The sequence below is a fragment of the Hydrogenophaga sp. genome (assembly GCF_050182545.1).
In the GTDB taxonomy this organism is placed as follows: Bacteria; Pseudomonadota; Gammaproteobacteria; order Burkholderiales; family Burkholderiaceae_C; genus Hydrogenophaga.
Window position 1 is genome coordinate 1 of the sequence record NZ_JBFXCD010000043.1, and the last position, 2637, is coordinate 2637.

Consider the following 2637-nt stretch of genomic DNA (forward strand, 5'->3'; position numbering starts at 1 on the left):
TGTTGTCGCCGACCGAAAACTGAGCCGCTTCTGAGGGTGGTGCCGACCTAAAACTGAGCCAGGTGAAAAACCTACTCTGCTGCATTTTTGTGCAGCGGGGAGCCAGGAGTGATCACCATGGATCAGATCGGATGGATTCGACGGCTGCACTGCCGCGAGAAGAAGAGCGAGCGCGAGATCGCGCGCATCACGGGCCTGTCGCGCAACACGGTGGCCAAGTGGTTGCACGGCGAGCTTGTCGAGCCGAAGTACCGGCGCGCAGGCCGGCCGAACAAGCTGGCGCCGTTCGTCGAGGTCTTGCAGCAGGCGCTGGCTGCCGATGCGAAGCGGCCGCGGCATGAACGCCGCACTGCCAAGGCCCTGTACGCGCAGCTCAAGGCACAGGGCTACGAAGGCGGCTACACCCGGGTGACCGACCACGTCCGCCGCTGGCGCGCCAGTGCGGGTGCAGCGGCGTCCAATGCCTTCGTGCCGCTGGCCTTCGAACTCGGCGAGGCCTACCAGTTCGACTGGAGCGAAGAAGGCCTGGTGGTGGGCGGCATCTACTACCGAGCGCAGGTTGCGCACATGAAGCTGTGCGCCAGCCGCGCGTTCTGGCTGGTGGCCTACCCCAGCCAGGGCCACGAGATGCTGTTCGACGCGCACAACCGCGGCTTCGCCGCGCTGGGCGGCGTGGCGCGCCGAGGCATCTACGACAACATGAAGACAGCCGTCGACAAGGTGAAGAAGGGCAAGGGCCGCGAGGTCAACGCGCGCTTCAGCGCCATGTGCGCGCACTACCTGGTGGATGCCGAGTTCTGCAACGTCGCCGCCGGCTGGGAGAAGGGGGTTGTCGAGAAGAACGTGCAAGACAGCCGCCGGCGCATCTGGCAGGAAGTGCTCGAGCGGCGCTGGGGCAGCTTCGCCGAACTCAACGCCTGGCTGGGCGAGCGCTGCCGGCAGCTGTGGAGCGAGTTGCGCCACCCCGAGCAGCAACGCTTCACGGTGGCCGAGATGCTCGAGCTTGAGCGCGAACACCTGCTGCAAGTGCATGCACCGTTCGACGGCTACGTGCACAAACTGGCCCGGGTGTCGAGCACCTGCTTGGTGTCGGTGGCGGGCAACCGCTACTCGGTGCCGTGCGAGCTGGCCGGCCAGACGGTCTCCACGCGGCTGTACCCGAACCGGCTGGCCATCGTCTTCGACCAGGCCGTCGCGGCCGAGCACGAGCGGCTGGCCGACCGGGGCAAGACGGCCTACGACTGGCAGCACTACGTGCCGCTGCTGCAGCGCAAGCCAGGCGCCTTGAGGAACGGTGCCCCATTCGCCGACCTGCCCGAGCCGCTGCAACGGCTGCGCCGGGTGCTGCTGCGCGAGGACGGCGGCGATCGCTTGATGGCCAAGGTCTTGGCGTTGGTGCCGGCCGCCGGGATCGATGCGGTGCTGGTGGCGGTGGAGCTGGCGCTGGAGGCCGCTCCGCCCTCGGGGCGTGTGAGCGCCGAGCACGTGCTCAACGTGCTGGCGCGGCTGAACGCGGCGCCGGTGCCCGAGACCGCGGCCACGGCGTTGACAACGAGAACGCCGCCCTTGGCGAACACGGCGCGCTACGACGCGCTGCGTGCGACGAACCACGACGTCGACAACGAAGTCGCCGGGGAGGCCGGCCATGCGTGAGCTCAGCGCCGAACTCAAGCAACTGCGCCTGCACGGCATGGCGCAGGCCTGGAGCGAGTTGCTCGACCAGGATGCCGGCAGCGCCGAAAGCATGCGCTGGTTGCTCGAACACTTGCTGGCCGCCGAAGCCGGCGACCGCGCGATGCGCTCGGTGAGCTACCAGTTGCATGCTGCCAAGTTCCCGGTGCACCGCGACTTGGCGGGCTTCGACTTCGACGTGTCACCGGTGGATCGCGCGCTGGTGACCAAGCTGGCCGGCGCCGAGTTCGTCGAGCACGCGCACAACGTGGTGTTCGTCGGCGGGCCGGGCACGGGCAAGACGCATCTGGCCAGTGCGATCGGCATCGAGGCGATCACCCGACACGGCAAACGGGTGCGTTTCTTCAGCACGGTGGACCTCGTGAACGCGCTGGAGCAGGAGAAGGCCCAAGGCAAGGCCGGGCGCATCGCCAGTACGCTGTTGCGACTGGATCTGGTCGTCCTCGACGAGCTGGGTTACCTGCCCTTCAGCCAGGCCGGCGGAGCGCTGCTGTTCCATCTGCTGTCCAAGCTGTACGAGCACACCAGCGTGATGGTCACCACCAACCTGGACTTCGCCGAGTGGTCCAGCGTGTTCGGCGACGCGAAGATGACCACCGCGCTGCTCGATCGGCTCACGCACCATTGCCACATCGTGGAGACGGGCAACGAGTCGATCCGCTTCAGGCGTTCGAGCACCGAGGTGGGCAAGCGCGTGAAGGTGCGCGAGGCCACCCGCAAGACCAAGGCGACAGCGGCGGCTGCTGGTTGATCGAGCGCGGCGCGCGGCAAGCCGCTTCGGGCTACGCCCTTCGCGTCTTGCCGCGCACATCCATCGACATCGCAACCAAGACGAAAGGACCGTAACCCCTACACTTGTCCACAGCCGCGCAGCCCGCTGCCGGCTTCAGCCCCTGGCTCAAAATTGAGTCGGCACGGTGGCTCAAAATTCAATCGGCGCGGACA

General features: G+C 67.3%; 2 protein-coding genes. Both read left to right on the forward strand.

Annotation, left to right across the window (positions count from 1 at the left end; all coding sequences use genetic code 11):
- Positions 1 to 117 precede the first annotated feature (117 nt).
- Positions 118 to 1653 (forward strand): IS21 family transposase, encoded by a 1536-nt coding sequence (gene istA / locus AB7P10_RS20095; RefSeq protein ID WP_428295614.1) that lies wholly within the window; start codon positions 118 to 120, stop codon positions 1651 to 1653.
- Positions 1646 to 2443, forward strand: a complete 798-nt coding sequence (gene istB, locus AB7P10_RS20100; protein ID WP_428295615.1) for an IS21-like element helper ATPase IstB — start codon at positions 1646 to 1648, stop codon at positions 2441 to 2443. The genes istA and istB overlap by 8 nt, the downstream gene beginning before the upstream one ends.
- The last annotated feature ends 194 nt before the right edge of the window (positions 2444 to 2637 follow it).